Here is a 23,995-nt window from a genome sequence, read left to right on the forward strand (position 1 = left end):
CCCCCCGGTTTCACGCCTGCCTTCGCTATTGGGAGAGGTTATAGAACGTATATTCGTTTGCATCGTGAATATATAGATTGATTCTCGCCCAGAACACGTGACAACGGTTGCTTCATTGGATAAAAGTTTGGTATCATCATGGTATTGTGATAGGTCGAACTCGTTGGAGGTGAAACTATGTCGCGAATTTCCATTGACCAAGTGAAACATGTCGCCGATTTGGCGCGGTTGGCGATTACCGATGAAGAGGCGGAGATGTTTACGAAACAGCTCGATGCGATCATTACGTTTGCCGAGCAGTTGAATGAATTGGATACGGAGAACGTTCCGCCGACTTCGCACGTGCTTGATATGAGAAATGTGATGCGCGAGGATATTCCAGAACCGGGGCTGCCGCGCGAGGAAGTGTTGAAAAACGCGCCGGATCAGCAAGACGGCCAGTTCCGTGTGCCGGCCATTTTAGAGTAAGGAGGGGGATTTATGTCGCTTTTTGACCATTCCGTATCAGAATTACATACGTTGCTGCAGAAAAAAGAAGTGTCGATTTCCGATTTAGTCGACGAATCGTACCGACGCATCGGCGAAGTGGAAGAAAAAGTGCAAGCGTTTTTAACATTAAATGAAGAACAGGCGCGGGCGAAAGCGAAAGAGTTGGATGACCAGCTCGCCAAAGGCGAAGAAACGAACCCGCTGTTCGGCTTGCCGATCGGCATTAAAGACAACATCGTCACAAAAGGATTGCGCACGACATGCGCCAGCAAAATTTTATACAACTTTGACCCGATTTACGACGCGACCGTTATGGAGCGGCTGAACGCTGCGGGCGCCATTACGATCGGGAAGCTGAATATGGACGAGTTCGCCATGGGTTCGTCGACGGAAAACTCTGGCTTTCAGCTGACACGCAACCCGTGGGACTTAGAGCGCGTTCCGGGCGGCTCGAGCGGCGGTTCGGCGGCGGCGGTGGCGGCAGGGGAAGTGCCGTTTGCTTTAGGTTCGGATACGGGCGGTTCGATCCGCCAGCCGGCGGCGTTTTGCGGGGTTGTTGGTTTGAAGCCGACATACGGCCGCGTCTCGCGCTTCGGGCTTGTCGCGTTTGCGTCGTCGCTGGACCAAATCGGTCCGATTACGCGCACGGTCGAAGACAACGCCTACTTATTGCAGGCGATTGCAGGCGTCGATCCGATGGATTCGACATCGGCAAACGTGCCGGTGCCGAACTATGTGGAGGCGTTGACCGGGGACATCAAAGGATTGAAAATCGCCGTGCCGAACGAATATTTAGGGGAAGGCGTCGACGAAGGCGTGCACCAGTCGGTGCTGGCGGCGCTTGCCGTGCTTGAGAAGCTCGGTGCAACGTGGGAAGAAGTGTCGCTTCCGCATTCGAAATATGCCTTGGCGACGTACTACTTGCTCGCTTCGTCGGAAGCCTCGGCGAACCTCGCCCGCTTTGACGGCGTCCGCTACGGCTACCGGACGGACAACGCGAAAAACTTGATCGATATGTATAAACTCACACGGAGCGAAGGATTCGGGGCGGAGGTCAAGCGCCGCATTATGCTCGGGACGTTCGCGTTAAGCTCGGGCTATTACGATGCGTATTACAAAAAAGCGCAAAAAGTGCGGACGTTGATCAAGCGCGACTTCGAAAACGTATTTGAACGATATGACGTCATCATCGGCCCGACAACGCCGACTCCGGCGTTTAAAATCGGTGAGAAAACGAGTGATCCGCTGACGATGTACGCAAACGACATTTTAACGATTCCGGTCAACCTGGCGGGCGTGCCGGCCATTTCCGTGCCGTGCGGCTTTGTCGACGGCTTGCCGGTCGGCTTGCAAATCATCGGCAAGCACTTTGATGAAAGCACGGTCTATCGCGTCGCCCACACCTTTGAACAGGCGACTGACTACCATAAGCAAAAACCGGTGTTGTAAGGGGGGTTAGGTGATGAACTTTGAAACGGTCATCGGACTTGAGGTGCACGTCGAGCTGAAAACGAAATCGAAAATTTTCTCCAGCAGCCCGAACGCGTTCGGAGCGCCCCCAAACACGCAAACGAACGTCATTGACTTAGGGTATCCGGGCGTGCTGCCGGTGTTGAACCGCCAGGCGGTCGAGTTTGCGATGAAAGCAGCGATGGCGTTAAACTGCGAAATCGCGACCGAGACGAAATTCGACCGCAAAAACTATTTTTATCCGGACAACCCGAAAGCGTACCAAATTTCGCAATACGATCAGCCGCTTGGCCGAAATGGCTGGATTGAAATTGAAGTAAACGGAAAAAAGAAAAAAATCGGCATCACCCGCATTCACTTGGAAGAGGACGCGGGCAAATTGACGCATACAGGCGACGGCTATTCGCTCGTGGATTTTAACCGCCAAGGGACGCCGCTCATTGAGATCGTCTCGGAGCCAGACATCCGCTCGCCGGAAGAGGCGTACGCCTACTTGGAAAAATTAAAAGCGATCATCCAATACACGGGCGTCTCCGACTGCAAAATGGAAGAAGGATCGCTCCGCTGCGACGCCAACATTTCGCTCCGGCCGATCGGATCGGACCAATTCGGCACGAAAACGGAGTTGAAAAACTTAAACTCGTTCAACTTCGTCCGCATGGGGCTCGAGTACGAAGCGAAGCGGCAGGAGAAAATTTTGCTCTCGGGCGGCGTCATCCGTCAAGAAACGCGGCGCTTTGACGAAGCGACAAAAACGACCATCCTCATGCGCGTCAAAGAAGGCTCGGAAGACTACCGCTACTTCCCGGAGCCGGACTTGGTCATGCTTTATATTGACGACGAATGGAAAGAGCGCGTCCGCGCCTCGATTCCGGAGCTGCCGGACGCCCGACGGAAGCGGTATGTCGAAGAATGGGGCCTGCCGGAATACGACGCCAAAGTGCTGACATTGACCAAAGAAATGGCCGACTTCTTCGAAGCAACGGTCGCCAACGGCGCTGATCCAAAACTGGCGTCGAACTGGCTCATGGTCGAAGTGTCCGGGTACTTAAACGCCGAACAAAAAGAGCTGCATGACATCGCCTTGACGCCGGAAAGCCTAGCAAGCATGATCAAACTCATCCAAAACGGCACGATTTCGTCGAAAATCGCGAAAAAAGTGTTCAAAGAGCTTGTTGAAAAAGGCGGCGACCCGGAGAAAATCGTCAAAGAAAAAGGGCTCGTGCAAATTTCCGACGAAGGAGCGTTGCGCAAAATCGTGCTCGAAGTGCTTGACGCCAACCCGCAGTCGGTGGAAGACTATAAAAACGGCAAAGACCGCGCGCTCGGTTTCCTTGTCGGCCAAGTGATGAAAGCAACAAAAGGGCAAGCGAATCCGCCGCTTGTCAATAAGCTGTTAATAGAGGAAATTGGAAAACGGTGATGAAACAAATAGGAGGCCTGCCCACCGGCAGGCTCTGTTTTCAATAAAAATTTTTTCACTATTAAAAAAATATAATTGACAAACGTTGTGATCCAGTGATAGATTCTTTATAAGAAAAACCAATTGATTTAGTAGGATATGAGATCTCGAGGGATCAAAGAGGGGGAGAGGAAACGATGAGCAATGAACAAACCTTCCGCCCGGAGACGCTCGCCATCCACGCCGGGCAAAAACCGGATGCGGAAACGGGCGCGCGGGCGGTGCCGATTTACCAAACAAGCTCATATGTGTTCCGCGACAGCGAGCACGCAGCCAATTTATTTGGCTTGAAAGAGGAAGGGTTTATTTACACGCGCATTATGAACCCAACGAACGATGTGCTTGAAAAACGGATCGCGGCGCTTGAAGGCGGGATCGGGGCGCTTGCGCTCTCATCAGGGCAGGCGGCGGTGTTTTATTCGATCATCAACATCGCCTCGGCGGGCGATGAAATCGTGTCGTCGTCGTCCATTTACGGCGGCACGTACAACTTGTTCGCTCATACGCTGCGCAAGTTTGGCATTACGGTGAAGTTTGTCGATCCGTCCGATCCGGAAAACTTTGAGAAGGCCATCACCGACAAAACGAAAGCGTTGTTTGCGGAAACGATCGGCAACCCGAAAAACGATGTGCTTGACATTGAAGAGGTCGCCGACATCGCCCATCGCCACGACATTCCGCTCATTGTCGACAACACGGTGGCCAGTCCATACTTATTGCGGCCGATTGAATTCGGCGCCGACATCGTCGTCCACTCAGCGACAAAGTTTATCGGTGGGCACGGCAATTCGATCGGCGGCGTGATTGTCGACAGCGGCAAGTTTGACTGGAAAGGGAGCGGCAAGTTTCCGGAGTTCACCGAGCCAGACCCAAGCTATCACGGGTTGGTGTATGTGGATGCCGTCGGCGAAGCGGCGTACATCACGAAAGCGCGCATCCAGCTGTTGCGCGACTTAGGAGCGGCGCTGTCGCCGTTTAACGCGTTTTTGCTTTTGCAAGGATTAGAGACGCTTCATTTACGGATGCAGCGCCATAGCGAAAACGCCCTTGCCGTCGCCAAGTTTTTAGAAGAGGAAGAAGCCGTCGAATCCGTCAGCTATCCAGGGCTTCCAAGCCATCCGTCACATGAACTCGCGAAAAAGTATTTGCCAAACGGGCAAGGTGCGATCGTCACGTTTGAAATCAAAGGCGGCGTCGAAGCCGGGAAAAAACTGATCGACTCGGTCAAGCTGTTCTCCCATTTGGCCAACATCGGCGATTCGAAATCGCTCATCATCCACCCGGCCAGCACAACGCACGAGCAGCTGAGCCCGGACGAGCAATTGTCCGCCGGCGTCACCCCGGGCCTTGTGCGTCTGTCCGTCGGCACGGAGTCGATCGACGACATTTTGGACGACTTGCGTCAAGCCATCCGCCAAAGCCAGACGGTGGGGGTGAAGTAGAAGCAACGAAGCGAGAACCATTTAGAAAATAGAAAGAGCGCCCTAATCGACAAACTAGGGCGCTCTTTTTTGATTTGCAGAGCAAAGCTATCTCAGAACACGCCTTCTCTGCACTTGCAAGGGAAAATCAGTACATCAGATTTTCCGGACACGGAGACTCCAGACTATCCTCGCTTGTCAAGTACGTTCCACCTGAATCCGTGATAGAAGTGTACCCGAAATGCCGGGAAACTCTCAATTATGCAGAGGCCTCTACTCTATTTCGAATGTTCACCTATTAGGTGAAGAACCGAGATGTAATATTTGGTTGATTGATCAAATTTTCTTGTGGGGGCGTGAACCCGTCTTGATCACCGATTCAAGGTTACAGTGATGCACCCATTTTGTTTTAATTTTTCGTATTTACTTCTTTTTTTTTGTTATAATATCCCATGGGACCGGTCCTGTATTTTAAGGTTCATCACCAAAAGATGTACTTGACTTTTAAAGACAAACATGATAGCAATGTGGGAGCGATTATAAAGCGAATATGTGGATTCAGCAAGGCTCCACGAAAGTGTCGCCAACCGCGCTGAATGTAACCGATAATGACACGCGTTATTTCACTGTCGACCAAAGCGCTGTTGGCAAAAAAGTTTCATTAGTGGCGGAAAATGCATCCTTCACTTACGTTACAGTTGATATCGCAGGCAAATTTTACCCCGACAATTGATCGATTTTATAGATATGTTCAGTCAACTTGGACAAGAGAGAGGTTTTCTTCGTCAGGGACGGTCTTCTTCAATTTCAATGAAGAAGACCGTCCTTAAACAGAAGAATTAGGAGATGATTGTATGTATATGGAATTGCTTAAACTTCTGAAAAATAAGAACTTTTATATCAGCGCAGCTTGCCTGTTGTTGCTCGTCATTGGCGCTGTCGTGTTGGGGGTGAAAGATTATCGTGAAAATGTGCAGTTGCTTGAACGAATTTACCACGACAATCCAAATGTTTCCGCCTTGGCATCGCCTCACCTTGAATGGGTTGGTCTAGGAGGCTTCCGATTTAACGTACTCTCTTCTTTATATTACTTCCTTTTTCCACTATTGTTGTCCATTCCATTGGTAGATTCGATTGATCGTGAGCGAAAGAGCGGAAATATTCATTATCAATTGACACGGATGGGAAGGGGAGTCTATTTTCGAAGGAAATTTGTGTTTTCCTATATCAGCGCTTTCTTCTTATTCCTTCTTCCTCTTGTGCTGGGAGTTGTGCTGGTGAATCTTTTGACGAACCATTGGGATTATTCGAGCTTTTCCCAGGCTTATCGGCAATTGGTCCATGGCACGTTGCCGTTGCCGGACAATTCATTTGAAGGGGAAAAGAAAAGCCTTTTTTCTCCTTTATTGGAGATCTCCCCTTATTGGTATGTTCTCGCGTATTATGTCATTGGCGGGTTGTTTGCCGGTGGCTACGTTTGTCTCGGTTTAGCCTTTTCTTTATTCTTGAAAAATCGGTATTTGATCACGTTGATGCCACAAATCATTTATATGGTTTGTTGGGCAGCGCTGACCATTACCAACCAATTGGCCTGGGATCCGTTTAATTTTTTAATCCCTTCACAACCAGTGGAAGGATTGTCCTATTGGAAAATCGTCATCGTGTTTATCCTCCAATTGTTGATCGCGGTAGGGGTATTTTCATATGGAGTGAAGAAGAGTGAAGATGTTCTCTAGACAGATTGTTTTTTTTTGTTTGGCAAGATTTGCTGTTGCATCGCACCGTTATCCGAATGATTTTGGGCGTCATGGCTCTGTTGATGGTGGTGAGCATCTTGCCGCTAGGAATGGTGGTAGTGGGGAAATGGCACAGCCTTAAAGATTTTATCTTGCTCTATCGGTATGAGTTTTTTCATCTGCCTGTTTTTTTATTTCTTTTAGGTTCAACTGTAAATTATCACTTTATTTCGGAACAAAAGAGACATTTTTTTGCACATTCCTTCAGAAAGCCCTCTCCCCTTTTCTGAAAGAATGTGCTAAATTTTTTGTGAATTATTTCGGAAGAGAAAATCCATCGGTTCATAGGAGGGGGAGGAGGACGTGATCCAATTTCATGACTTTGGCATTGACGTCCAAACGTATGCAGAGCGTGGAAAAGAAAACGACTTCCCTCTTCTGAAAAAGTGTCCGCATTGCCGGGCCAAGCGCCCGTTGCACCGCCACGGTTACTATGAGCGAAACGCATTGACCCCACATGGTGATTATCGCATTTGGATTGTCCGGTATCGCTGTCGGGAATGCTTGAAGACGGTGAGTGTGCTGCCTTCCTTTCTCCTCCCGTATTTTCAGTATACGTTGTCCGCCATATGGCAAGTCGTGAAAGAGCAGTTGGGATTGACCGAAAGGACGAACCAGGCTCCGTTTCTCCCGACAAAGGACGGCATCATCTTTTATGTCCGACGGTTCTACCGAAACCTATCAAGCCTTCACAGCTTTTTTGCGAGGCGGTGGAGGATCATAGGCCCTATCGTGAAAAAAGAAAAGGAACGGGCTTCTTGGTGGATCCAGACGTTAGAGGAACACGGTCTTGATTCGGCCATCAGAGAGATGTGGGAGGGCGGATTCCGACACCCTTTTGCGAATTAAATGGGATCCTGATTTTACATACATACCCTAAATTGGAAATAGTTTCGGTTCCCACAAACCTTTCCTATCGACGGAGAAAAAGCAATTCGGTACGATAAGGGCAGACGGACCGGAACGGTCCTGATTCCAAGTGAGACAAGGAGGAGATTTGAATGAATGAGTCGATGAGACACGACATTGCCCTGTTTCGGTACGGGCTAATCGCTCCGTTGGTGAATGGGCAGGTGGAACCGAAGACGTATCTGAAAGAGGTGAGCGAGCGAGTGCACCATGTTCCCCACCAGGGAGACAAACGAATCGCAGCCAAGACGATCCTCGATTGGTGCACCCGATACAAAAAAGGGGGCTTTGACGCCTTAAAGCCGAAGCGCCGTTCGGACCGCGGCCACTCAAGGCGTCTGTCGCCCGATGATGAGGATCATATTTTAGCCCTAAGAAAAGAACATCCCACCATGCCCGTGACGGTGTTCTACGAACACCTGATCGAGCAGGGGGAAATCCCAGAAAATCATACCTCTTACTTTACTATATACCGATTGTTGAAAAAACACAACCTGGTGGGAAAAGAAATCTTGCCGATGCCGGAGCGAAAGCGTTTTGCGTATGACCAGATCAATGAGCTATGGCAAGGGGACTTATCCCATGGACCCACGATTCGCGTCCATGGGAAAGCCCAGAAAACGTTTTTGATCGCGTATATCGATGACTGCTCGCGGTTAGTGCCATATGCCCAATTTTTCCCTTCGGAGAAGTTTGACGGGCTGCGGATCGTCACGAAGGAAGCGGTGCTTCGTTGCGGGAAGCCGAAACGCATTTACTCGGACAACGGGAAAATTTATCGGTCCGAGGTGCTGCAGTATGCGTGCGCCGAGATGGGGATTACACTCATCCACACCCAGCCGTATGACCCGCAAAGCAAGGGAAAAATCGAACGGTTCTTCCGCACCGTACAGACACGGTTTTATCCACTGTTGGAGCTGAATCCGCCGAAATCGCTTGACGAGTTGAACGAGCGTTTTTGGAAGTGGCTTGAAGAGGAGTATCATCGAAAACCGCACGCCTCACTGGACGGAAAAACGCCGCATGAGGTGTTTCAATCGCAAGTGCATCTCGTGTCGTTCATCGAAGATGGCGATTGGCTGGATGCGATTTTTCTGAAACGGGAGCACCGCAAGGTGAAAGCCGATGGCACAATCACCCTGAATAAACAGCTATACGAAGTGCCGCCTCGGTTCATTGGGCAATCGATTGAGCTCCGCTATGACGAACGAGGCGTCTATGTGTACGAAGAGGGCAAACGGGTGGCGGAAGCCATTCGGGTGCGTTTGGAGGACAATGCCTATGTAAAACGCCATCGGTCCCCGTTTGCGGCGATTCCGGCGAAGGAGGGAGAACACGGTGTATAAATCGTTTTACTCCCTTTCGCGGGAGCCGTTTGCGAAAGAAACAGACCCGTCCGAGGCGTATCAAGGGGCGTCATTTCAGGAAGCGTTGCGGGCGCTGGAGTACGTGAAACGAACCCGGGGGATCGGGCTGTTGATCGGAGAGCCGGGGGCGGGCAAGACGTTCGCCCTTCGGGCGCTGAAAGAGTCATTGAATCCATCATTGTATCATGTCGTCTACTTTCCGTTATCCACCGGAGGCGTGATGGATTTTTACCGTGGACTGGCCTTGGGATTAGGAGAGGAACCGAAGTACCGCAAGGTAGACCTCTTCCGCCAAATCCAGCAGGCGATCGAGCGATTGTATCATGAACGGCGGATCACGCCGGTGTTCATTTTGGATGAGATGCATTTAGCGAAGGATGCATTTTTACAGGACATCGCGATCTTGTTCAACTTTGAGATGGATTCGACCAACCCATTTGTCTTGATTTTGGCCGGGCTGCCCCATTTACAGGGGAAGCTGCGGCTCAATCAGCACCGCCCTCTCGACCAGCGGATCATCATGCGATACCGGATGGGGCCGCTGGAGAAGGAAGAGGTGGCGGGCTACATCGAACATCGGATGAAACAGGCCGGGGCGAAGCATCCGATCTTCACCCCATCGGCGTTAGAGGCGATTGCCCTGCAGTCGCGGGGATGGCCTCGGGTGATCAACACGTTGGCCACGACGTGCCTGTTATACGGGTATCAGCTGAAAAAGGACGCCATTGACGAAGAAGTGGTGCGCATGGCCGCAGAGGAAATGGGGTATTAGCACGAAAGGGGCCGAATCGGCCTCTTTTGTGCTTTCTCTTTTCCATAGGTCCATCAGGCGCGCTGGAAATCTTCATCTGAAAGAGCGTGCAAACGTTCCGAAAGAATGTGCAAAATCCGGAACAATCCGCAAAAATTTTGCACATTATTTCCGAATCCGCCTGAAATAATTTGAAAAAGGGATTCTGAAATAATGTGCTAGTTTACACCTAACACAGCCACAAATAGCGATAACTTGACTTTTCTCCCTTCGATCACGACCTCCCCGACTTCTTTCCAATCGACTTGCATTTGTTCGCCAGGAAGCGTTTCATAACGAACGGTGTATTTCTTTTTCGCCGTCTCTCGGAAAGGTTTCATATAGTCTTTTAAAATCGTCTTTCCTCCCGTATAGCCCTGTTGTCGAATTTCAAAAAACAACTTTTCGCTATTAAACACCCCATCTTCTAACATTCGTTTTTGAAGATACGGCTTAAATGGATCTAACTTGCTTTTTCTTTGTTTTCGCTTGGATTTGGAAGGAGGATTGGGGGAGTGAATATATTTTCGGACGGTTTTCCGATCGATCCCCAATTCCCTCGCAATATCGGAAATACTCATTCCCCTTTCATACATCTCTTTGATCATAAAAAATTCCCCTCTCGTAATCATGAACCATAGCTCCTCTCGTTGACACTATGGTTCTATTGTAAGTGGGGAATTTTATTCCGGCTATATTGGGGATTTTATCATCGGCTTTAACATTATTAGCGCGTTTGTGTTCGCGCTCGTTTCGATTCGCTTTTTCTTAAAGCTTATTAACCAAATCCGCCTCGTGCCGTTTGCGGTGTACCGTATTGTCTTGGCGCTTGTTATTTACATCGTGTATTTCTAGAAATTATTTAACTGACGCCCGATGGACAACGTTCCATCGGGCTGTTTTTATTCCAATATCCCAAGCTTCATCGCTTTGACAACCGCTCCCACCCGTGAGTCGACATCCAATTTTCGCAAAATCGAAGATACGTGGTGTTCGACCGTTCTTCTGCTGATGTTTAACAGCTCGCTGATTTCTGCGTTTGTCCTATCCTCGGAAATGAGTTGGAGAATGTTTAATTCTATTTTTGTGAGAGGAGAATTATAATTGGATAATCGCTCAATCGGAAAAGATTTGATTCCTAAATGGCTTTGCCTAATCGCATTGGCCAATTCAAAGGCGGAATTTTCTTTTGTCACAAACGCATAAGCCCCGGCTTCGTAAGCAGCGTGAATGTATTCGTCATAGTCATACCCTGATAAAATAACGACTTTACATGTTGGATATGTTTCAGTGATTTTCTTCGTCCATTCAATTCCGTTATCGTTTTTCATTCTTATATCCATGACAATGACGTCAGGGTTGTGCTTGATGATTTCCTCCTCTAAACGGGCGGGATGACAAATCGTATTTACAACCTCTAAATCAGCTTCATTTTCTAACAATTGTTGAATCCCGAGCATCACTAATAAATGGTCGTCCACTAGTAATACTTTGATTTTCATTTGTTCCATCCCCATCTATTGGCAGAGTTATCGAAACGCAAGTTCCAGCTCCCGGTTCAGACTGTATGTCAAGTGTGCCTTTGAACTGATTGACTCGTTTTTGAATCGTAATCAATCCTAAATGATTGTTTTGCGATAACTCTGATAAACGATTCGGCACCTTAAATCCAATACCATGATCTTTTACTTTTATGTTTAGGAAATTGTTCGTTTCTACAACAGAAACGAAAACCTTCTTTGACGAAGAATGTTTTATGGCGTTGTAAACCAATTCTTTGATCATTCGAAACACTTGAATAGAGAGGGAAGCGGGAATGACTCTCAGATTCGTATTATAATCAATCTCAATGGTAACATTATGGTTCGTTTGGCATTTTCTTTTTAATGAATAGAGACTTTTCTCCAATCCCAAATCTTCTACTATAACCGGATATAACTCATGGCACATTTCCCTTATTTCAAAAATACTGTTGCGGAGCGACTCTTTGATGTCTTCGAAAACTCCGTTATCCATTTTTTTATTTTTGCTTAGCAATTCAAGTTTATTAAAAAGCAGGATTAAATTTTGCAACACCTCATCATGGAGAAAAACAGATAGCTTCTTTTTTTCCTCTTCTTGTTCATTAATCAGTAGCAAATGAAATTGTTTATAATCTTGAGATTCTTTCATTGTTTCCTTTAACTGTTTTTCGATTTGCTGTAACGATTTCGAGCTGGAAAATAATTCTGTCGCGTCGGTTCGAATTTTTTCGATGAGTTTGATTTCTTCTTTTTCAAAAACCGTCGCGTTCGTTTTCTCTCCGATGATGACCCATCCGATCGTTACATCCTCCATATTCATAGGATAGAAAAAGAAGTTCTTTCCATTGATATTCATTTTTTCAGGATGGCAGCTCTGATGAACGCAAGTCAGTAGTTCCGCATCGTTAAAATGGAGAAAAACTCCTGTTTTATGCAAGACCATAGGGATGTTATCGTTTTTCCATATCAGGCATACTCCGCTAACATCGATCGTTTTATGTATTAAATCAGCAATGAGCTTTGCGCAATATTCCAAATGCTTCCCGTTCAGCAATTGCTGAAGGATGAGCAATTTTTCTTTTTGTATTTCTTGATTCTTAAGATGCCATTTTTTCATTTTTAAAGGTTCCAACCCTTTGTGGATCAGGTCGCAAACAACGAAGGTGCATATGAGTAAGGTGTTCATTAAAATCGCTGACTTTAAGTTGAAATTGTAAAACATAGACAATAATAGGTTAAATGCAACTAAACTCAAAATCACTGCTAATAATTGAAAACTAATTTTTCGAAAGATTTCTCGAAAATCAACGATTTCTTGCTTCGTTAATAGATATGACAGTGTCATAGGAAAGATGATGATGCTGCTAAGACTATAATGAAAAGGAACGCCCGAAAAAGAAAAAAATACATCTGGAATTAAGCTAAGAATGACAACAGGAGCAAACGATAGAATCAGGCCAGCGATTAAAAGATACATTTGATTTTTTATTTTATCGGAATTAGATCGAAGGTGTAAATAAAAGATGACAATACAAGATAGTAACGATAGAACCATGTTCGCGACAATGAATGGCCGAACGATCGTGCTGACGATGACATCGTGACGAATGCCTATTAAGAAATAAATGAGCGTTGCGAAGATGGCAATCAATAATGTGATCATACGCACTTGACGAAAAAATGTCGGTTTTGTTGATGAAGGGAAATGCTCAAAAAATTTCATAAGAATATAGGGAGCAAAAGAGACAACAATTACTTCCAATTCTTTTGCCGGTTTTATATTCCAGCTAGAAGGTGTTGACAAAGCAATAGCAAGCCCGCTAATAAACATTAACGCTAAAAAATGTTGAACAACGATCGAGTTCGGTTTTTGCACATAGCTATAGATGCCAATAAAAAAAAACGCCATTCCAATGAACATCGTGAAATAATGCTGGAACGAAAAGTGCTCATTGTACATTTTCAATAGAGTATAACAAATAATAAGGACAAAAATGAGTGGCATGACAAAGGGAAAAACTTTTTTGTTCATATTATCCCTAGCTTTCCAAATAACTTTTTAAACGATTTACTTGAACTTGTTTTTCCGGAAAATGGGCAGTAAGCTGGTCCACTGCTTTATTCATATAGACTTTGGAAAGAATGAAGCAGTAATCGATTGCTCCGGTTTTACGTATATAGTTCTTAATCTCCTGCATTAATAGAGAGTTGTGATCATTTGCTTTCAGTTGATGAAGTTTCTTTAGCAGCCACCCATTATCTTTTTCGATACTATATTCAACGGCTTTAATGAAAGGAAGAGTGGCCTTTTTGTTCGTTAAATCACTCTTATAATCAGAAAGAATATCTTTTGCATCATTTTTCAGTTGACCGGCAATGCCGATGTCAGTCGCAATGGGACCCCATATGTTTTGGTTATGGATATCGCTGAGTTCGCAAACTAGTTTTACTAAGGACGAAGACTTTTGTTTGATAATACGAAAATAATCATCTTCTGTCGGAACATGTTCAGAAATGACAAAATGTAAATCTCTCCACTGTCCATTACAAGCGTTTTGCAACTCATAGATGATAATAGCGAATTTTTCATACACATCTGTCTTAGAATTATGAAGAATGAGTCGAAACGCTTCCATCATACTCGCATTGGCAATGGTGACCGCTTCACCTATAGATAACTGACTTATTATCTCATCACTTTGATCATGATCGGAAATCTCATCAAAAATGTCTGTTGCTAAAATAAGAAGTTCAATAGCAGCAGCGTGAGTGATAACAGATTGGCTGCACGTATCCTCATCAAAATGGAATGAGGATACGTATGCATAAAACTCTCCCCAAGAAAAATAAGTTCCATCATTATTAAATATTTTTCCTTTGCGGTGCAGCATATGGAAAATATATTGTATGATCTCTTGTTCTAACATACAATTAGTGGACAAGTGATTTTGCAAAAAGGTCTTTATTTCGCTTCTTCCAACAATATTCATTCAACCTTACACCCACGGATTTCCTTTCGCTTTCAATCCATCTTGCAGATACTCTACCAATGCTGAGAAGACTTCTGGACTTAAACTCTCCCTTGCTAACGCAAGTTCCGTTGTTCCGATGGAATCTTTCCCTAGTAGTGTTTGAAGAACATTCCATAAGTTTTGGTTCATAATACCTACCTCCAACCAATATTTTTATCAAAATTTTACACTATATTACAGCTTTTGTCATCACTTTCTAAAAAAATAGGTATTTTCCGCAATCAAATTTACGGAAAATACGGATGTTTTTTGTTTTTAAATGTAGTAAATTGTAGTCGTAGGCTATGAACGCATCTTAATAGGAGCATTCCCGTTAGAAGCTTTTCCGGGGACTTGATCAAAAAAAGCCCTCTTGGTATGATGCAGGGGTGTCAACCACATCACTCACCATACCAAGGAGGACTTCAGATGAATTGTACACAAAACTATAAAATTGATCAAGTTACGGAACAAACGCTTGTCGTGGGCATCGATATCGCGAAACGAACCCACTACGCCTGCTTCGTGGATGACCGGGGGCGCGTGCTTCGCAAGTCGTTCCCGATCTTCCAGTCGAAAGAGGGGTTTCAGCAGCTGTATAAAGCGATTCAGGAGGCGATGCAAGCGTTTGGGAAGTCAGAGGTGATCGTCGCGGTGGAGCCGACCGGGCACTACTGGTTGAACCTGGCCTACTTCCTCGAGGAGCACGGGATCCCGTTGGTCATGGTCAACCCGGCGCATGTGTGCCGGTCGAAAGAACTCGATGACAACCTGCCGACGAAACACGACGCCAAAGACGCCCTGGTCATTGCCAGACTGGCAAAAGACGGACGATTCCTCGTTCCCCGGCTGCTGCACGAGATCGAAGCCGATTTGCGCGTGGGAAGCACGCTCAAAGAGAAGCTCCGCAAGGAACAGACGGCGGTGAAAAACGCGATCGTCCGCTGGACGGATCGGTATTTTCCAGAGTTTTGGACCGTGTTTCGTGACTTGGGGAAAACGGCGCTTTCGGTGTTGGAGTGGACGCCGCTTCCGGCTGATATGGCCGGTCGGACCGCCGAGGAGCTCATCGAGGTGTACCGGCAAAGCAAAGGGATGAAATGCCCGCAGAAGGCCAAAATTCAGGCGTTGATCAACACCGCGAAGGACTCGATTGGGGTGACGGAAGGGACAGCGATGGCCCGGTTTGAGATCGCCGCGCTCGTCCGCCGATACCGCCAATTGGAGGCGGAGATCGCTGCACTGGACGCCGAGTTGAAGGCATTGGTTCAAACGACGATGGAGTACCAATGGTTGAAAACGGTCGACGGGTTGGGAGACGCCACGATCATCGATCTGCTGGCGGAGATCGGCAGCTTCGCCCATTATCGGGACCCGCGCCAATTGGTGAAGTTGGCGGGCCTGACGCTCAAGGAGAACTCCTCCGGCCAGCGCAAAGGGCAAAAGCACATCTCCAAACGGGGACGGAAACGGTTGCGCTCGGTGCTGTTTCGGGCGATGATTCCGCTGATTCGGCATAACGAGGCGTTTCGCGAGCTGCATGAGTATTATACGACCCGATCCGTCAATCCGCTGACCGGAAAGCAGTCCATCGTCGCCTTGTGCCGGAAGCTGTTGAATGTGCTGTTTGCGATTTGTACGAAGAAACAAGCGTTTGACGCGGAGCGAATGAAGCAGGACGTCTTGTCCCAGGTGCAACGGGCGGCCTAAGGCCTCCCCCTGCGAACGGAAGAATCGTTGGACAACGAGATGACACCGGAGAAGCTGGCGTGATTTCATCCATTCGACCTTGAGTCCCTAAAGGAGCTTGGCCGGCCTCCGCCTGATGACGAGACCGAACGAGGGAATGTTGGCGCGAAGACGCCCGGAGACATGGGAGGGTTCGTCCTCATCAGCGACGCGGAGATCCAAAGGGTGCATCGAATATGCTTCCCCCCACGGCAGGAAAATATCCCCAGCCGTGGCCGCGAAGCGCACCCTAGGTCTGTAAGATATCCACAAAACTGAAAAAGGATGTAAGGGATTTTGTCGAAAAATATTTTTTGGACACCCCTGAGGGGCCGAAAAGCCTTGATACATCAACATTTCTAGAGGGAGGATGAAAAATGTCAAGTGTAATTAGAAAGATCGCAGAATACTTACTCAAATACTGGCCTAAAATGAGCAACTGGCTAAAACAGGCTATCATCACTCTCGCGGGTAGTGCAATTGTAGACGCGATTGCTCGAGGTCTTAATGCGCTCATTAATTATCTTTCTACCTTATCATCTGCCGTTATCGAAGCTATTGCAAAATTATTAGGTCTATAAAAAAATTGGCTACAAAAGAACTCTATGAAAGTTCTTTTGAGCCAATCCAAATTTGCCGGAATAACTAGAACACATCGTTAACTCACAATTAATTCACAAAAAACGATGCGTTCTAGCCTACATCTAAATATAAACCATTTATTATTAATAATTATAATGGAGTTTTTGTAATATGTCAATGAGTAATAATGTATTATATGTACGCAACTTAACAAAATCCATAAATAATAAAGTTATTTTACAAGAGTGTAACATTACAATAAAAAAAGGAGAGATATGTTCCCTCTTTGGAAAAAATGGTACGGGGAAAAGCCTATTTTTAAAATGTATACTAGGTTATACAGATTTTGATTTTGGTGTGGTTAAGATTGGAGATTATAATATACGGGAAAGACGGCAGATAAGAAAATACAGTGGATTTGTTCCAAGTGATGATTACTCATTTTGCCAATTGTTAACCCCTAATGAATATTTCTCGTTTATACAAAGTGTTTTTTCCTTACCTTATAAAGAAACAAGGAAAAAAATTGAATATTTAGCTGAGAAGTTAGCAGTACAGCCCTATCTAGATGAACTCATTGAGAATTTATCCTTTGGTACAAGAAAAAAAATTGTGTTGATAGGCACCTTATTGTATGATCCTATTCTTCTAGTTTGTGATGAGATTTTCGAAGGATTGGATGAACAATCTGTAAGAGAAGTTCAAGATTTGTTTTTAAACAAGAAAAAAATCGGACATTCTATTCTTTTTACCACTCATTTATATGATGAGGCCATCACTATTACGGATAAATGTTATCAAATAGTGGATAGAAAAATTATAGAAGTTGACACTTCACAAAAAGGAGTGCTATAGGATAGCATGCTCATAAACCAATATTTTAAAATTTACTCGAAATTAGTAGAAGGGCATGTTAATAAATTACTATCGTGGGGTACAGCTTTCCTTTTTGGTGGAATGTTAGCCGTTATGTTATATATGTTTGAAGATGACATTGTATTAAAGGGTGTTCCAGCAGTCATTTTCCTTTTACATCTAGTTGCAATATTTATGAATGAAAATCAAAGAGAAAGTATCAACTTATTATTTGCGTTTTTAAAGACAACTCCTATACCCCCTTTTACTATTATTGTCTTTAACTTTCTGTGTAAATTATTCAGTAAAGACCAAATTCGTTTTTATTTCTGTAGCTTTTTTGTGTTGATTGCATTTAAAATCCCATTATCATTAATAGGACTCTATTTTTTTCGAATCTTTTTTCTAATAATGATTTCTCAAGTTATAGAGTATATGGTGTGCGTAGTAAAAGAAAAATATTTTTCCCGCTTCTTGGTTCCTTTGCTTCTATTATTTATTTTATTTTTATTAGGGAAAAAAGAACCATACTTTTTTAGTATTAATCTTTTATTAAAGAATTTAATAAAATTATACGATGATATCATTTTATTAGGATTTATTATATTATTAGTTATAAGTCCGTTTTTTGTTAATAAATTGTTAAACACTAAAAAGACTAGTATCCCTACACCAATTATAAAGCTAAGTAATATTATAGCAGGAGTGAGCAGTCTAGTATTATTTAATAAGCAGTTAAAGAACATTATTAAAACTTACATAAAGATATACATAAGAGATAAATTCGTACTCTTTAAATATTTAGTAATCACCACTTTATCTATAATATATTCTTGGATTAGTTACACTTTTCAAGGTTCTGAAGATAAAATTTCTAGCTTTTATTTAACTCTTATGATGAATTTTTATTTTTTCTATGAAATTAGAATGTTAGGATTACTCTATTCGAATGATCTTGATGACTTTTTTCCTATATTAAATCGCTATAAAACTATTTCAATCGATTTTATTGCAGGTTGTTTAAATATCTTGTTTAGTTTATTAGCTTTGGCCTTCTATAGCATTTTGTTAAAAGTCGATTTATCTATTATGTTAACTAATTTGACAATTTCTTGTGTTTTTTATATTATCAGTGTTTATTTTAAAGTACGAAAATCTGCAACAAAGAAAGGGATAATTATTACTTCAATTAAATATATTGTTTTATGCCTATTTATTGGTCTAATGTTGTTGGAACTAGGGATATTCTTCAATATCTTAGTTTTAATAATCTTATGTATTTTCACTTATTACAAAATATATAGAGAAGAGAGGACTGAAAATACACTATGAAGTACGTTTTACTAATTGCTGCTACCATTGCCTATTTTATTTATCGTAACCAGTCTCCACAAAATTTTATATTTATAGCAATTATTGCGTTACTTTTAATATCTGTATTTAATTCCAAAGGAAAGCAAAAATAGGTGACTATTATGAAAGCAATTGTCGAGAAAGAATTTAAAAGCTTGTTCAAAGGTTTTAAGTCTATTGCTGTGATTGCATTTTTTCTTGTAGTGTGTTTTGCTGCTTCTAAATTTTTCAGTAATAACCTGGATATATTACAAAAAGATCATGCTGAATCAGCTTACGTCTCTAGTATTCGAGGGCTAGTTATGTTTTTAGGGTTTCTCTTTGTCTTGTCTTTATCCCATGATGCAATCAACCGAGAAGTTGAAAACCAAACGATCCGCTTTTTGGTTACTAAATCCTCTAGAAGTTCTATTGTTATTGGAAAGTTTTTAGGGATTTTTTTGTTTTGGCTGATTTGTATTTTATGCTCATTTATTGTTATTGGTTTATTTGCTAAGCAGATATTTGTTTTTGACTTTCTGCAAATTATGTGTTTCATTGCCTATGCTGTCAGTTTAACCATCTTGATATCTTTAGTAATAAAAAAACCGTCTCATACTACATTTGTAAGTATTTTGTTAGGTATTGCGCTACCTGTTTTAGGATTGTGGTCTGTTAGCTCGACTAAATTCATATCGGAAATCATTAAGTATATACTCCCGTATTACTATATTCTTAAAGGCGGTTACTATATCATTTTTCCGTTTTTTCTCTCTATTCTTATGCTGTTGATAGCTTTGGCTATATTTCAAAGGAGAGATTTGTAGTGAAAATCATAGAGGTATATAACCTAAAAAAGAAATTTAAAGATCATTATGTCGTGAAAGGTGTTACTTTTGATGTAAAAAAAGGTGAAATTTTCGGGTTTTTAGGTAAAAATGGAGCGGGAAAAACGACAACAATGAATATGTTAACAGGTATTATTTTGCCCACTGAGGGCAGTTTTACTATAGGTGGAAAAACGAATCAAGAAATCGATCAAATCAAGAGGATCATTGGAGTAATGCCTGATGCTGCAAACTATTACTATGATTTAACTGCTATTGAACATCTCATATTTTTTTCAAAATTAAAAAAATTAAAAATGAAAAATAGTGATTTGCTTGCTATATTGGAGAGAGTAGGGCTGAAAGGTCATGAAAAGAAAAAGGTTGGCAGTTATTCGTTTGGTATGAAAAAAAAGCTAGGAATTGCCCAGGCTATTCTAGGGAAGCCACAAGTCGTTTTTCTGGATGAACCTACCTCTGGTTTAGATCCGGAGTCAGCCGTTGAAATTCAGCAACTTATTCAAGAGCTATCTCAAGATCACATGACTATTTTTTTAACTTCACATAATCTTATTGAAGTTGAGAGAATCTGTGACAGAATAGCTATTATGGAAAACGGTATAATATCTAAAATCGGGAGCATGGAAGAATTAAGAGCTTTACATCAACGTACTATACGACTTTCCATCAAAATAAAGAAAGAGGATTCTTTTATTGCCCATTCCATGAAAAATAATTTAGTCGATTATGTTTCTGATATACAAGTAAAAGACCAATATTTATATTGTTATCTGTATAAGGAAGCTGATATACCTAAATTGATTCATTATTTATCCAGCCAAAACATTGATATATATGAAGTAAAAACGGAAAAAGCTACACTAGAAGATATTTTCTTTGATCGGACATCTAGGGATGCGATAGATATGATCAAAACTTAATTTTTACATATTATGGACTAATTACATTAAAAAGGCTCTTCACCACAAAATGTACTTGACAATCAGGTTGTTTTCTGATTAAGGGTACAAAAAATGCGAAATTTCCTGTATGGTAAAGGTGACCAAACCATCAACCACGGAGGAAATTTCGCATACAATCTCAGTTTATCAAAGATTTGATCGCTTTACCAGGCTTTCTTATTCAAGGAGTCAGTCAAGACTTTGTGGAGAACATTTTTTCGGTTCACTACGGGCGTTGTCAATCACTAGTTAGCGAACCATTTTCAGAAATTCATATCGTAAGCGCTTTCGGACTCTCATCCCTCATCTTGAGGCGATGATAAGATATTCCATTTTTTTACACCCAACCACCATCCCGGAGCGCCGACAACGCTTGATGGATCGGTGTCCCGGATGACCGCTGCAGACACGGTAGATTCTGACGCACCACATCTGCCCATAACCGTCCGGCCTTCCGTTTGGCCTGTTCGATCCGCTTGGGCTTTGTTGAGGCCGAGGCCGCCGTTCGGGTCTCTTCTTCCTCCACCAACTGCCCATTTCTCCGCCAAATCCCGTCGATTCGGGCCGCCATCGCCCTCAGAAACGCCCGAAGCCCTTGGTCTTTCCAGCTGCGGCGGGATTTCACCCGATGCGCAAACCGGCTCATCACGCTCTCGGCGTGGCCCATCGGACGCATGCCGGTCGTCTCCACCCCTTGCTCCGACAGCCACTCCCGATAGTCCCGGATGCATCCCGGCATCGACTCGATCCGGCGAATCAAGGCGGCCAGCTGTTGTTCTTTGCCTTCGTCCTCCAACGTGCCGACCGCGCTGTTCAGCTCCACCAGAAGCCCCTCTTCGTCTTGTTTCGCCAGCTTCTTCCGCACCTCCCGCCAACGCGGATGGCCGGACAGACACTGACGCAGCTCCCGCGCCACATGAAATCGATCCAGCTGAAAGCACGCCCGCTTCCCAAAATACTCCCGGCAGGCCGTGATCCACGACGCCGCGTCGCCGTTGATGATCAAAAGGTCCCGGCACGGATCATAGGCATATTCGTTCATCAGCCACTCTTCAAACCGTTCCCACACGTCTCCCGCCCCTTCATGGAGGTAGTGGCGCCGGTTCACGAGCTCGAGCTGCGAACCGTTTCGTTTCCATCCCTCGTGAACCGCCAGGATTTTCTCTTCTTTCGCCCGTTTCCCTTTCCCCTGGCGGGAAATGAACAGCCCATCCGCCTCCACAAATAGCACTCGGCCGTGCCGTTGGGAAACAGGGCGGTGCAGCGAGACAGGGGCCTCCAGCACCAGTTGGCGAATCGCCTCGTGGCTTAGGACCGCATACCCCACGATCGACTCCAACGTACGGGCCGCTTTGCGGTAGGAAGAGCACTCTACGGCCAACTCGACCGCCGTTTCCTCGAGGCAAGGGCTGATCGACTGCGCTCCATCAAAGCCCAGTTCGGCATCCAGCAAGAAGGTATACGCCCCCGCCTGCCGATCATAGTAGTAGTTCCGTCGAAACGTCACTTCTCCAAACAGCGTTTGGATCGTAGTCGGCCGTTTGTCTTTCAGCTGATACCGGCGCTTGTCCCGCGCTTCCGCCAGTTGTTGATCAATCTCCTCCAAAAGGGCCGCCAACAAGACAGCGAACACCTTTTGAAGAGTTCTGACTAATTGTTCCTCCAGCTCTTTTAATAAAGGCCATTCTGTGGTAAGATGTTTCATGGACTCTCTCCCTCCTGTTTTATGGATGTTGGTCATCACCATCATAGCAGGGAGAGAGTCCTTTTTGCATGACATTTGCTTTTTTCTACCGCGCTTCGCTTGGTGGCCCCGACGAGCGTCGCGAACAAAAGTTCGCAACCCTCGTCGGGGAATCATTCCTGAATGTCACCCACAAATATTTTACTCACACTAGGAAAACGGTTTTTGCTAGAAAAAGAGCGGAGAAAATCGTTACAATAAACAGTAGGAAAAAACCGAAGCGAAGGTGGACGGAGATGGATGCCACATGGCTCAAACCCATTGTCGAAACCAAATATTTATCGACCGAAAACGCGCACCGCTACCGTGCGATTTTGCGCTATTTCTATATTCAGCACGAGCGGATGCGCCAATATTTGTTTCCAGAAGAAGTGTACGCTTTTTTAAAGCAGCACGAGGAGTTTGCCGATTACACAGAAGATGACTTGCAGCAAGACCTCGACCAGCTCGTGAAATGGAACAACTTGATCGCCCGTCAAGAGACGTCCCACGTGCGGACGATTGAAGAGTTTAAGAAAAAGCGATTCCGCTACCAATGCAGTCCGTACACGGTGGAGATCGAGCGGATGATCCGCACGCTTGAGCAGCTTGGGGATTCGTTCGGAGGATCGCTTGAGAAAACGCGGTTTGACCGCTTGTATGCTTCCCTTTCCCGCATCGAGGCGATCATCGCCTCCGGGTTTCAGGAACAGAGAGATGAAATGTACCAAGTATGGGAAGAGACGTTCGATTATTTCAAGAAAATCATCCAAAATTCCGCAGACTATATGGCCTATTTACATAGCGAAAACGTGGAAGAGCGGATGACGTCCGAGTCGTTTCTCGTCTATAAAGAGCAGTTTACGGCGTACTTGCGCGATTTTATCGTCGCCTTGCAAAAAACGTCGATGCAGATTGAACAATTGCTTGAAGATCTGCCGGAAGAAGGGGTTCGGCAGTTCATCGGGCATGTCGTCGACTATGAGCGGTCGATCCCGCGCTTTGCCGATGCACCGCCGCCGCGCGCTGTGCAGATTGAAGAAAAATGGGAGACGTGGCGCAGCTTGTGTGAATGGTTTTTAGGCCGCAACGGGCGCGAGAGCGAGCTTTCGTTTTTGCAATACCAGACAAATGAGGCGATTCGCCGTCTGACGCGCGTCGTGCAGCGGCTTGGCGAGCGGCATCATCATTTTCGCAGCCGCAAAGGCGACTACTTGCATTTGGCGCGCTGGTTTTCCCGCCTTGAATCGATTGAAGAGGCGCACTGCCTGTCAGCGGTCGTATTCGGCTGCTTCCATACGAAACATCTCGTCGCTGATGCGGAGGCGACCGACAACATATACCGCGACGTATGGGACGAGCCGCCAGCCGAGTGGGTGACGAAGCCGCGCGTCCGCCATTACGGGGAAAAGAAAAAGCCGCAGGCGATTGAAGACAAAGAACGGGAGAAAGAAGAAGCGCGCCTTCGCTATTTGGAAGAAAAAGAGCGCGAGGAAGCGGCGCTCAGACAGCTTGTGACCGATGGAAAAATCGTGCTGGCTGACCTTCCCGAGGTGACTCCATATGTACGAAAAACGCTGCTCGGTTGGATCGCCAAGGCGATGGGGCGCGAGGGGCAAGCAATGAAGACGGAAAACGGGTGGGTGGTCAAAGTGGTGAACAAAGAGGGGACGATTTGCCTTCGTGCAGAAGATGGGGAACTCGTGATGCCGAACTACGAAATTCATGTGCTTTCGGGAGGTGAGTGA

20 protein-coding genes and 2 pseudogenes are annotated in these 23,995 nt (G+C 45.0%); 16 read left to right on the forward strand and 6 right to left on the reverse strand.

Annotated elements, in window-relative coordinates; genetic code table 11:
• Positions 1-177 precede the first annotated feature (177 nt).
• The 8 genes from gatC (at position 178) to NSQ51_RS01695 (ending at position 9,686) form a co-directional block, all read left to right on the forward strand.
• Positions 178-468 carry an Asp-tRNA(Asn)/Glu-tRNA(Gln) amidotransferase subunit GatC gene (gene gatC, locus NSQ51_RS01660; RefSeq protein ID WP_014194780.1) on the forward strand — a complete coding sequence of 97 codons (291 nt, stop codon included), beginning with the start codon at positions 178-180 and terminating at the stop codon, positions 466-468.
• A gap of 12 nt (positions 469-480) precedes the next feature.
• Positions 481-1,938 carry an Asp-tRNA(Asn)/Glu-tRNA(Gln) amidotransferase subunit GatA gene (gatA, locus tag NSQ51_RS01665; protein ID WP_049624725.1) on the forward strand — a complete coding sequence of 486 codons (1,458 nt, stop codon included), beginning with the start codon at positions 481-483 and terminating at the stop codon, positions 1,936-1,938.
• A 13-nt stretch (positions 1,939-1,951) separates the two neighbouring features.
• Positions 1,952-3,382, forward strand: a complete 1,431-nt coding sequence (gatB, locus tag NSQ51_RS01670) for an Asp-tRNA(Asn)/Glu-tRNA(Gln) amidotransferase subunit GatB (protein ID WP_049624724.1) — start codon at positions 1,952-1,954, stop codon at positions 3,380-3,382.
• Positions 3,383-3,558: 176 nt separating this feature from the next.
• Positions 3,559-4,863: a homocysteine synthase gene (locus NSQ51_RS01675; protein WP_049624723.1), complete on the forward strand. Its 1,305-nt coding sequence runs from the start codon at positions 3,559-3,561 to the stop codon at positions 4,861-4,863.
• Between the two features lie 833 nt (positions 4,864-5,696).
• Positions 5,697-6,578, forward strand: coding sequence for an NADH dehydrogenase (locus tag NSQ51_RS01680; protein ID WP_049624722.1), 882 nt, complete (start codon positions 5,697-5,699; stop codon positions 6,576-6,578).
• 363 nt (positions 6,579-6,941) lie between these two features.
• On the forward strand, positions 6,942-7,487 hold the full coding sequence (locus tag NSQ51_RS01685) for a DUF6431 domain-containing protein (protein ID WP_033011705.1): 546 nt from the start codon (positions 6,942-6,944) through the stop codon (positions 7,485-7,487).
• A gap of 152 nt (positions 7,488-7,639) precedes the next feature.
• Entirely contained in the window at positions 7,640-8,893 is a 1,254-nt protein-coding gene (locus NSQ51_RS01690) for an IS481 family transposase (RefSeq protein WP_094239815.1), read from the forward strand.
• The gene (locus tag NSQ51_RS01695; protein WP_064213564.1) at positions 8,886-9,686 is read left to right on the forward strand and encodes an AAA family ATPase; all 801 of its coding nucleotides are present in this window, start codon (positions 8,886-8,888) and stop codon (positions 9,684-9,686) included. The genes NSQ51_RS01690 and NSQ51_RS01695 overlap by 8 nt, the downstream gene beginning before the upstream one ends.
• A gap of 206 nt (positions 9,687-9,892) precedes the next feature.
• On the opposite strand, the pseudogene NSQ51_RS01700 reads toward NSQ51_RS01695, so the two are convergent.
• Positions 9,893-10,336: pseudogene (locus tag NSQ51_RS01700) on the reverse strand (helix-turn-helix domain-containing protein); the annotation flags it as partial.
• 73 nt (positions 10,337-10,409) lie between these two features.
• Between NSQ51_RS01700 and NSQ51_RS01705 the strand changes: the two are divergent.
• Positions 10,410-10,559, forward strand: a pseudogene (locus NSQ51_RS01705) (undecaprenyl-diphosphatase); the annotation flags it as partial.
• Between the two features lie 47 nt (positions 10,560-10,606).
• Here the strand turns inward: NSQ51_RS01705 and NSQ51_RS01710 are convergent.
• The 4 genes from NSQ51_RS01710 to NSQ51_RS01725 form a co-directional block, all read right to left on the reverse strand.
• A complete protein-coding gene (locus NSQ51_RS01710) occupies positions 10,607-11,206 on the reverse strand; it encodes a response regulator transcription factor (protein WP_080985714.1) in 600 nt (199 codons plus the stop codon).
• Positions 11,133-13,136 carry an ATP-binding protein gene (locus NSQ51_RS01715; protein WP_342462723.1) on the reverse strand — a complete coding sequence of 668 codons (2,004 nt, stop codon included), beginning with the start codon at positions 13,134-13,136 and terminating at the stop codon, positions 11,133-11,135. The genes NSQ51_RS01710 and NSQ51_RS01715 overlap by 74 nt, the downstream gene beginning before the upstream one ends.
• Before the next feature lie 130 nt (positions 13,137-13,266).
• Positions 13,267-14,217 carry a polyprenyl synthetase family protein gene (locus NSQ51_RS01720; RefSeq protein WP_049625308.1) on the reverse strand — a complete coding sequence of 317 codons (951 nt, stop codon included), beginning with the start codon at positions 14,215-14,217 and terminating at the stop codon, positions 13,267-13,269.
• A gap of 6 nt (positions 14,218-14,223) precedes the next feature.
• Positions 14,224-14,388, reverse strand: a complete 165-nt coding sequence (locus NSQ51_RS01725; protein ID WP_167359665.1) for a hypothetical protein — start codon at positions 14,386-14,388, stop codon at positions 14,224-14,226.
• Positions 14,389-14,667: 279 nt separating this feature from the next.
• Here NSQ51_RS01725 and NSQ51_RS01730 point away from each other — a divergent pair, with 279 nt between their 5' ends.
• The 6 genes from NSQ51_RS01730 (at position 14,668) to NSQ51_RS01755 (ending at position 20,503) form a co-directional block, all read left to right on the forward strand.
• Positions 14,668-15,948 (forward strand): IS110 family transposase, encoded by a 1,281-nt coding sequence (locus NSQ51_RS01730; RefSeq protein WP_033013870.1) that lies wholly within the window; start codon positions 14,668-14,670, stop codon positions 15,946-15,948.
• A gap of 395 nt (positions 15,949-16,343) precedes the next feature.
• On the forward strand, positions 16,344-16,547 hold the full coding sequence (locus NSQ51_RS01735; RefSeq protein WP_049624431.1) for a hypothetical protein: 204 nt from the start codon (positions 16,344-16,346) through the stop codon (positions 16,545-16,547).
• Positions 16,548-16,719: 172 nt separating this feature from the next.
• On the forward strand, positions 16,720-17,403 hold the full coding sequence (locus NSQ51_RS01740) for an ABC transporter ATP-binding protein (protein ID WP_049624430.1): 684 nt from the start codon (positions 16,720-16,722) through the stop codon (positions 17,401-17,403).
• Between the two features lie 6 nt (positions 17,404-17,409).
• Positions 17,410-18,735 carry a hypothetical protein gene (locus NSQ51_RS01745; protein ID WP_049624429.1) on the forward strand — a complete coding sequence of 442 codons (1,326 nt, stop codon included), beginning with the start codon at positions 17,410-17,412 and terminating at the stop codon, positions 18,733-18,735.
• A 143-nt stretch (positions 18,736-18,878) separates the two neighbouring features.
• Positions 18,879-19,562, forward strand: a complete 684-nt coding sequence (locus NSQ51_RS01750; protein WP_064213618.1) for an ABC transporter permease subunit — start codon at positions 18,879-18,881, stop codon at positions 19,560-19,562.
• Complete coding sequence (locus NSQ51_RS01755) at positions 19,562-20,503, forward strand: ABC transporter ATP-binding protein (RefSeq protein WP_049624427.1); 942 nt, start codon at positions 19,562-19,564, stop codon at positions 20,501-20,503. The genes NSQ51_RS01750 and NSQ51_RS01755 overlap by 1 nt, the downstream gene beginning before the upstream one ends.
• A 358-nt stretch (positions 20,504-20,861) precedes the next feature.
• Here NSQ51_RS01755 and NSQ51_RS01760 read toward each other — a convergent pair whose 3' ends face one another.
• Entirely contained in the window at positions 20,862-22,229 is a 1,368-nt protein-coding gene (locus NSQ51_RS01760) for an ISLre2-like element ISGsp3 family transposase (RefSeq protein ID WP_342462724.1), read from the reverse strand.
• 275 nt (positions 22,230-22,504) lie between these two features.
• On the opposite strand from NSQ51_RS01760, the gene NSQ51_RS01765 reads away from it, so the two are divergent.
• Positions 22,505-23,995 carry a TIGR02677 family protein gene (locus NSQ51_RS01765; protein ID WP_033016653.1) on the forward strand — a complete coding sequence of 497 codons (1,491 nt, stop codon included), beginning with the start codon at positions 22,505-22,507 and terminating at the stop codon, positions 23,993-23,995.

Source organism: Geobacillus sp. FSL K6-0789 (assembly GCF_038593135.1).
GTDB classification, from domain to species: Bacteria; Bacillota; Bacilli; order Bacillales; family Anoxybacillaceae; genus Geobacillus; species Geobacillus stearothermophilus.